Source organism: Saccharothrix sp. ST-888, from assembly GCF_000955975.1.
GTDB lineage: Bacteria > Actinomycetota > Actinomycetes > Streptomycetales > Streptomycetaceae > Kitasatospora.
The window spans coordinates 1-7,660 of record NZ_JYJF01000176.1 but is presented as its reverse complement, the minus strand read 5'-3'; the positions used below and the strand labels follow the sequence as shown (position 1 = coordinate 7,660).

9 protein-coding genes are annotated in these 7,660 nt (G+C 74.5%); 1 reads left to right on the top strand and 8 read right to left on the bottom strand.

Annotated elements, in window-relative coordinates:
- The 7 genes from UK12_RS31140 to UK12_RS31110 all read right to left on the bottom strand — a co-directional run.
- A partial coding sequence (locus UK12_RS31140) for a class I SAM-dependent methyltransferase (RefSeq protein WP_197085319.1) occupies positions 1–424 on the bottom strand: 424 nt, incomplete at its 3' end.
- Positions 425–496: 72 nt separating this feature from the next.
- Complete coding sequence (locus UK12_RS31135; protein ID WP_045306561.1) at positions 497–1,357, bottom strand: spermidine synthase; 861 nt, start codon at positions 1,355–1,357, stop codon at positions 497–499.
- A complete protein-coding gene (locus UK12_RS31130; protein ID WP_045306560.1) occupies positions 1,354–2,313 on the bottom strand; it encodes an alpha/beta hydrolase in 960 nt (319 codons plus the stop codon). Before UK12_RS31130 ends, UK12_RS31135 begins: the two co-directional genes overlap by 4 nt.
- A gap of 75 nt (positions 2,314–2,388) precedes the next feature.
- Complete coding sequence (locus UK12_RS31125) at positions 2,389–3,501, bottom strand: AI-2E family transporter (protein ID WP_082120101.1); 1,113 nt, start codon at positions 3,499–3,501, stop codon at positions 2,389–2,391.
- Between the two features lie 113 nt (positions 3,502–3,614).
- Positions 3,615–4,715, bottom strand: coding sequence for a winged helix DNA-binding domain-containing protein (locus tag UK12_RS31120; RefSeq protein ID WP_045306559.1), 1,101 nt, complete (start codon positions 4,713–4,715; stop codon positions 3,615–3,617).
- Positions 4,712–5,422: a glycerophosphodiester phosphodiesterase gene (locus UK12_RS31115; RefSeq protein WP_231591459.1), complete on the bottom strand. Its 711-nt coding sequence runs from the start codon at positions 5,420–5,422 to the stop codon at positions 4,712–4,714. The genes UK12_RS31120 and UK12_RS31115 overlap by 4 nt, the downstream gene beginning before the upstream one ends.
- 55 nt (positions 5,423–5,477) lie before the next feature.
- A complete protein-coding gene (locus tag UK12_RS31110; protein WP_442973904.1) occupies positions 5,478–5,897 on the bottom strand; it encodes a TOBE domain-containing protein in 420 nt (139 codons plus the stop codon).
- A gap of 199 nt (positions 5,898–6,096) precedes the next feature.
- Here UK12_RS31110 and UK12_RS31105 point away from each other — a divergent pair, with 199 nt between their 5' ends.
- A complete protein-coding gene (locus UK12_RS31105) occupies positions 6,097–6,297 on the top strand; it encodes a hypothetical protein (protein WP_045306557.1) in 201 nt (66 codons plus the stop codon).
- A 34-nt stretch (positions 6,298–6,331) separates the two neighbouring features.
- Here the strand turns inward: UK12_RS31105 and UK12_RS31100 are convergent, their stop codons facing one another.
- Positions 6,332–7,579: an ROK family transcriptional regulator gene (locus tag UK12_RS31100; RefSeq protein ID WP_045306556.1), complete on the bottom strand. Its 1,248-nt coding sequence runs from the start codon at positions 7,577–7,579 to the stop codon at positions 6,332–6,334.
- Positions 7,580–7,660: the final 81 nt, after the last annotated feature.

Here is a 7,660-nt window from a genome sequence, read left to right as displayed (position 1 = left end):
GCCGCTCCCGCAGCGCGATGGTGTCGGGCAGGTCGACGGAGAGCCACTGCGCGCGGCCGTTGTCGACCCGCCAGTACTCGGTCTCCAGCCCGTCGCCGAGGCAGACCACGGTGCCACGCGGGCAGCGGACCAGGAAGTCGGCCACCTCGCGGTCGAAGGAGAGCACCCGCAGGGCCTGGAGCTGGGCCAGGAGATCGCGCTCGCCCCCGAACCGCTCGGCGAACGGGTAGTCGATCCGGCCGACCAGCTCGACGGCCTCGGGGTCGTGCAGCAGGCCGTCGGGGCGGCGGGCCTCGACGGCCCGGTGGTAGAGGGTCCAGAGCGTGGTCTCGGGGACCGCCTCCAGCTCTACCTTCACCTTCGCCGGTGCCGCTGGCGGGGCCGCCGGCGAGGCCCCGGGACCATTGGGCTGATCCACCGTCATCCGACTCTCCTCCGCCTGGTCCGCACATGGTCCGACGTCGGCATTCTGGCACCGCCCCGGCGGCGCGGCCGGTCAGCCGAGGCCGAATGCGCCGTCGGGCGGCGGCGGGGAGTCCTGGGCGTCCGCGTCCCGTACCGGCCCGGTGCGGCCGATCAGGCGGGCCAGGTCGGGACCCTCGCAGAGCCGGGCCGGGAACGGGTCGGCGGCGAGCCGGCGGCCGAGCTCCCCGACCGGCAGCGGGCGGTCCGAGCCGATCAGCAGGATGTTGCCGTAGCGGCGGCCGCGCAGGACCGAGGGTTCGGCGGCCAGGGCGGTGCAGGGGAAGACCGCGCTCACGGTCGCGGCCTGGGCCTTGGCGAAGGTGAGCGGCGGCCCGTCGGCGAGGTTGGCGGCGTAGCAGCCGCCGGGGCGCAGGGCCGCCCGCACCTGCTGGAGGAACTCCAGGGAGGTGAGGTGCGCGGGGGTGCGCGAGCCGTGGAAGACGTCCGCGACCACCAGGTCCGCACCGCCCGCCGGGGCCTCGCGCAGACCCTCGCGGGCGTCCCCGATGGCGACCTCGATCCCGGCCGGCCACGGCAGGTGGTCGGCGATCAGCTGTATCAGCGGGCCGTCCACCTCCACCACCCGCTGGCGCGACCCCGGCCGGGTGGCGGCCAGGTAGCGCGGGACGGTGAGCGCGCCGCCGCCGAGGTGCAGCGCCTCCAGCGGCTCCCCGGAAGGCGTGAGGACGTCGACGAGGTGGGCGATCCGCCGGACGTACTCGAACTCCAGGTAGGTGGGGTCGGCGAGGTCCACATACGACTGGGTGGTGCCGTTCAGGGTCAGCAGCCAGCCGTGCTCGCGGTCGAGGTCGGGCATCAGCTTCGCGGTGCCGAGCGCGACCTCCCGCTCGACCGGGCGGGGCTCGTCGTGCTCCGCCTGCTCCCGGCTCATGCGGGCGGCGCCGGGAAGTACGCGCCGATCCAGCGGTCCAGCTCGGCGAAGACCTGGGCGCGGGCCTGCTCGCCGGAGAGCACCAGGTCGTGCATGCCGCCCTCGATCCTGACGGCGGTGACGTGGCGTCCCAGCCGGGGCGCGAGCGCGGCGATGTCGTCGGCGCGCAGGACGGCGTCGCGCTGGAGCATCGCCGGGTCCCACTTGGTGGTGGTGATGGACGCGGTGGAGGCCATCAGCAGGACCGGGCAGTCGATGGCGACGCCCTGGCGGATCCGGCGGTGGCCCTGCTGGATGGCGGCCAGCCAGCCCGCGTAGAGCGGGAAGCCCTCGGCCGGCTTGAGGGTCAGGTCGAAGTCCCAGCTGCCCCGGTGGTCGCGGTGCAGGCTGTGCACGTAGTGCGGGTTGATGGCTGCGGGCAGCACCCGGGTCGGGGCGAGCCGGCCCATCGCTCCGACGGCGGGCGCACCGAGGGCGCGGACGGCCGGAGCGGTGGGCATCGCCAGGAAGGGGCTGTTCAGGAAGAGCCCGTCGATCAGTCCGCGCCGCGCCCGGCGGGCGGCCCAGAGCGCGGCGATCAGTCCGCCGGTGGAGTGGCCGTTGAGCAGCAGCTGCGTGTGCCCGTCGACGTCCCGGATGATCCGGACGGCCTCGTCCAGCTCCTCGTCGTAGGCCCGCAGGTCGCGGACGAAGTTCGGCGACTGGTGCGGCCTCAGCGAACGCCCGTACTTGCGCAGGTCCAGGGCGTAGAAGGAGAAACCCGCCGCGACGAAGTGCTCGGCCAGATTGGTCTGGAAGAAGTAGTCGGTGTAGCCGTGCAGGTAGAGCACGGCCCGCTGGGACCCGGGGACCAGCCGCCTGACCAGGGTCGCGCTGACGTCACCCTCCTCGTCGGGGACCAGCGGCAGCTCGGCCGCCTCGTACGGGGCACCCAGGATGTCTTCTCGGAACTCCACGTCTGCTGCCGCACCCAATCTCTACTCTGACCCGCCGTTACCGGAGCACCGACGATACCGGGCGGGCTCCGGGTCTCAGCCCTCGGCGCCGCCTCGGACTTCGGCGGCCCGGCCGCGCAGGACGGAGATCACGCCGAGGCCCGCCGCACTGACCGGGACGGCGAGCAGCGCGCCGAGGATCCCGGCCACCCCGGCGCCCGCCACCACGGCGATCATGATGGTGGCGGGGTGCAGTTCGACGGTCCGGCTCTGGATCACCGGCTGCAGGATGTTGCCCTCGATCATCTGCACGGCGAGCACCACCCCGAGCGCCCACAGCGCGGTGCCGAGACCGCCCTCCGCGAGAGCCACCAGAACGGCCACCGTCCCCGACAGGAACGCCCCCACGAACGGGATGTACGCGCCCATGAACACCAGCGCGCCCAGCCCCGCCGCGCCCGGCACCCCGAGGATGACCAGGCCGACGGTGATGAAGGCGGCGTCGATCAGGGCGATCAGGGTGGTGCCGCGCATGAACCCGGCCATCGCGGCGAACGCCTTGTGCCCGCAGGCGATCACCGTCTCGGCCCGCTCGTCCGGCACTACCGAGCGGACCAGGTCGCCGCTGCGGTGGCCGTCGCGCAGGAAGAAGAAGACCAGTGCCAGGGCCAGCACCGCGCCGGTGATCACCTGGGTGGCGAACCCGAGTCCCGAGAGGACGCCGTTGGCCAGCGAGGAGACCAGTGAACTGCCCGAACCGGCGGACTGCGAGAGCGCGTAGCGGATCTTCTCGCCGAGCGGCCCGAGCCAGGAGGCCAGCTGCTCGCCGGCCCGCCGCAGCGAGTCGGCGATCTGCGGGGCGCTGTGCACCAGCGAGTTGGTGAGCACGGCCAGCACCGCGAACACCGCGACCAGCAGCGCCGCACAGGTCAGCGCGGCCGCCGCGCCGCGCCCCAGGCCGCGATCCACCAGCCACGGCATCACGGGCTGGAGCAGCGCCGTGGCCAGCAGCGCCAGGATCAGCGGAACCGTGGCCGCCCGCAGCGAGACGAGGGCGAAGACGACGAACCCGGCCACCGCGAGGAAGAGGATCACGGCGGCCGACCACGCGGCCGCGCTCCGCACCGCGGGCGGCAGTGGCTGGTATGGCCTGCGGTCGTCCTCGGGCCGCCCGTCCGACGCTCCCGGGGGCGTGGGCTCTGCCGACATTCCCGCCTGCACCTCCGACTAGCCGGTCGTGATCAGCCCATCTCAGCACGCGATCTGACGGAATGTCCGATCTCCAGGCTCCGGCGCGTCCGCGCGGTCGCAGGGCCGCGCGGTCAGTCCTCCTGGTCCACCACCAGCCGCTCGCCGCCCGTGAAGGCGAGCAGCCGCTCGCCCTCGTCGACCAGACCGGCCCGCGCCTGCCGCCCCAGGGGGGCGAACGGCCGGATCCGCAGCGTGCCGCCGTCCGACCGCCAACTGCCCGCGACCAGCCCGTCCACCAGGACGGATCCGAGCACGATCCCGTTCTGCGTCATGATCCGGGGCCGGTACTCCTCGGGCAGCACGCGGGTGCGGTCGTCGTGCGAGAGCAGCAGGTTGTCGAAGGGGGCCAGCAGCCGTACGGGGGCGGGGGTGTCCTCGGGCGGCCGGGGTGCCTGCGGGAGGTCGTAGAGGGTGCGGCCCCGTTCGTCCCGGAACAGCTCCAACTGCGGTGCGAGGCGCGTCAGTACCGGTCCGAGCCCGGTCAGCCCGCACCACTTCCGGACGTCGGCCGCGCTCGCCGGGCCGAAGGCGGCCAGGTAGCGCAGGACCAGCCGCTCCACCGAGGGCGCGGGGTCGAGCCTGCGGCCGAGCCAGTGCTCGGCGGTGGTGTGCGCGGCCGGGCCGCCGCGTCCCCAGAGGCCGCGCGGCGGTACCTGGACCAGTGCCAGACCGGTCCGGACGGCCTGCGCCAGCGCGGCCGGTTCCGCCCGGGGGAAGTCCGGCGCGAGGAGTTGTCCCAACTGCTGGAAGGTGCGCGGTTCCTGTTCGACCAGCACCCGGCCCCGCGCGTGGACCGCGGCCGGGTCCTCGCCGCCCAGCCGCTTGCCCCAGTTGCCCGCGAAGCCGCGGTCCTGCACGGGTTGGAGCAACGGACGGAGCGCCAGGCAGTCCTCGGCCGTGACCAGGTGGATGGTGGCCCGGTGCAGTGCGATCCGGACCGCCTCGCGGCGTTCGATCAACTCGCTGAGCTCCGAGGGGTGGAAGCCCTCCAGCCGGGACCACAGCCCGAGGTAGGGCGGTTCGGGGGCCGCCTGCGCCTGGAGGCCCACCAGGTGTCCGAGCATCACGGCCGGGGTCGTCGCACTGCGGGCGAGCAGGTGCTGGCGGGCCAGCAGCGCGCGGCCGAGGGCGCGGGCGCCGAGTACCGGCAGGCTTCCGCCCGTACCGCTCACCGCCTGCGGTCCAGGACCCGGCGCAGCACCCCGATCCGGTTGCTGGTCATCGAGTCCACCCCCGCCGCCGCCAGCCTGAGCATGGTGCGGCGGGTGTCCACCGTCCAGGTGCTGACGGCGAGTCCGAGCTCGTGCGCGGCGTCCACGTAGGCCGGGTCGACCAGGCCGAAGGGCGGGTTGACGTAGCGCGGGCGGAGGTCGTCCAGCAGCGGGCGGCCCGGCAGCCGGGGGTGGTTCCAGGTGAGGGCGAGCTCTGCGTCCGGCGCCTGTTCCCGGACCGCGAGCATGGCGGCGACCGGGCCGCAGAAGCCGACCCGGTCCTCCACGCCGAGGCCGGTGACGGCGGCCCAGGTGGCGGCCACCGGCCCGGCGTCGTCGAGGTCGATGAGCAGCTTGGCCGCCGGGGTGGCGGCGACCGCCTTCAGCGCCTCGGCGAGGGTCGGCACCCGCAGCTCACCGCTGCCGATCCCGCCGAGCCGGTCGAGGGTGACCGAGCCGATCCGGCGGGGATCGCCCCAGAGCCGGTCGAGGGTGCGGTCGTGCAGCAGGACGGGGACGCCGTCGCGGGTGAGCTGGACGTCCACCTCGACGGCGTCGGCCCCGGCGGCGAGTGCGGACTCGACCGAGGGAAGGGTGTTCTCGCGGTGGCGGTACGGGTCGCCCCGGTGGGCGACTGCGAGCACCGGACGGGAAGACGGAGCGGGCACGGTTATCTCACTCGGCGGTGTGTGGCGGAACATGGCGGACCAGGATGACAGCTCGTCAGCCGCGTCGTTCCACGACCACGTTGGTCGACTTGATGACGGCGGTGGCGGGCGCGCCTGGGACGAGGTTGAGCTCCTCGGCCGACTCCCGGCTGATCAGCGACACCACCCGGAACGGACCGGCCTGGATCTCCACCTGCGCGGCCACGTCCCCGAGCAGCACATCGGTGACGATGCCGGGGAAGCGGTTGCGGGCGGACGAGGGACGGCCCTCCGCCTCGGCGGTCTCGGGCCTGGCCAGCTCACGGGCGAAGGCGGCCAGTTCGGCACCGGCGATGATCCGGTGGCCGTGCTCGTCCCGCTGGGCCGCGAGCCGGCCCGCGTCGACCCAGCGTCGCATGGTGTCGGCACTCACGCCGAGCATCGCCGCGGCCTCGCCGATGCGGTAGGGGTTGATCGGCCGGTCGGGCTGGCCCATGAGCGCTCCTGGCGGTGTGGTCCGGTGGGTGCTGATCTCGTCCGGGCCATCCTGCCGTACACCGGGGCTCGGTTCGACCGGCGGCCGGCGGAAGCCTTCGGGAAACCTTTCAGGCTTAAATAGTCTGAATTGGGCACGATCCGACGTATTCGGCCGTTGCCCGGTGTGACGGTACAGAGAGCTGAAGAGGGAGATCCGGATGGCACCCGGGGCGGAATCGGTCCCGTTCGCGTTCGTCGCCGAGGCGGAGCGGTACCAGAGCAATGTCACCCCGCCCGCGCGAGAACGGCGTTCGGTGAGAGCGGTCCTGGGCGGGGTGCTGATCACCCTGCTGGTGGTGGCGGCGCTGACCACGGCCGTCCTGCTGGGCATGTCGGCCCTGAGTTCCCCCACTACCTGAGCCGGGCCGCTCCCCCGAGGCGCGGGGCCGCACCTCACCTCGCGCCCGGGGCGCCGCCGAGCGGTTCACCGCCCCCGAACAGCTCCCGCCGCACCGCGTCGCCCGCCGTGAGCACCGCGCCGGCCAGCACCGCACCGCCACCGGCCGTCCCGGCCCTGACCTCGGTGCGCAGCGGCAGCAGCCCGGCCAGCCGGCGCTCCACCAGCGCGGCCAGCAGTTCGCCGCCGGCCCGTCCGATCTCGCCGCCCAGGACCACGCAGCCCGGGTCGAGTACCGCACAGACCGCCGCCGCGCCGATCGCGATCCGCTCGGCGAGCTCGTCCAGGAAGGCCGCTGCGGCCGGGCCGCCGCCGAGCGCGGTGCGGACCGCCTCCTCGGCCCGGGTCACCACGTCGGCCTGCGCCTGCGCCCGGGGCGGCCGGCCGGCCGTCGGCACCGGGAGGCCGTGCGCGGCGGCCAGGGCGCAGATCGCGGCACTGTTCGCCAGGGAGTGGAACCCGCCCTCGCAGCCGGTGGCGCTCGGGAGGGCCCCGGTGCCGGGTACCGGCAGGAAGCCGATCTCGCCGGTGCCGCCCGAGGCGCCCCGCCGCAGCCGTCCGTCCAGCACCACGCCGGCGCCGGCGCCGTGGCCGAGCCAGAGCAGGACGAAGGTGTCCCGGTCCCGGGCGGCGCCGATCCGGTGTTCGGCGATCGCGGCCAGGTTGACCTCGTTCTCCAGGATCAGCTCGGTGCCGTGCTCGGCGCGCAGAGCGGCCAGCAGTTCGGCGTGCCAGCGGGGCAGCCCGCCCGAACCGTAGAGCTCGCCGGTGGCCGGGTCCACCAGGCCGGGCGCGCCGACCGCCACGGTGCGCAGGTCCTCGGCTCCAGCCTCCCGGGCACGCTCGCGCAGGGTGCGGATCGTCCGGGCGGCGAGGTCCCCGGCAGGCGCGCCGTCGCCGGCCCGGATCTCGGCGGTGGCGAGCGTACGGCCCGTCAGGTCGGCGACCACCAGGCTGACGCCGGTCTCCCGGAGGTCGAGGCCGCCCAGGTGGGCCCGGTCCGCGACCAGGGCGTACAGCCGGGCGTTGGGGCCGCGGCGCACCTCCCCGCTCTCGCCGACCACCGCGACCAGGCCGCTGCGCTGGAGCCGTTCCAGCAGGTCGGCCACGGTGGGACGGGAGAGGCCGGTGAGGTTGCGCAGTTCGGGGGCGGTCAGAGGGCCCTGACCGAGCAGCAGGTCCAGCGCCAGCCGGTCGTTGATGGCGCGGGCGGTGCTCGGGGTGGCCGTGCGCGCGGTGGTCATGAGAACGCATCCTTCCAGAGGTTTCTGTCAGGTTCCCTGCCTGATAATTTATCGAGCGCCGAGGCCGTGCCCGCACTGCCG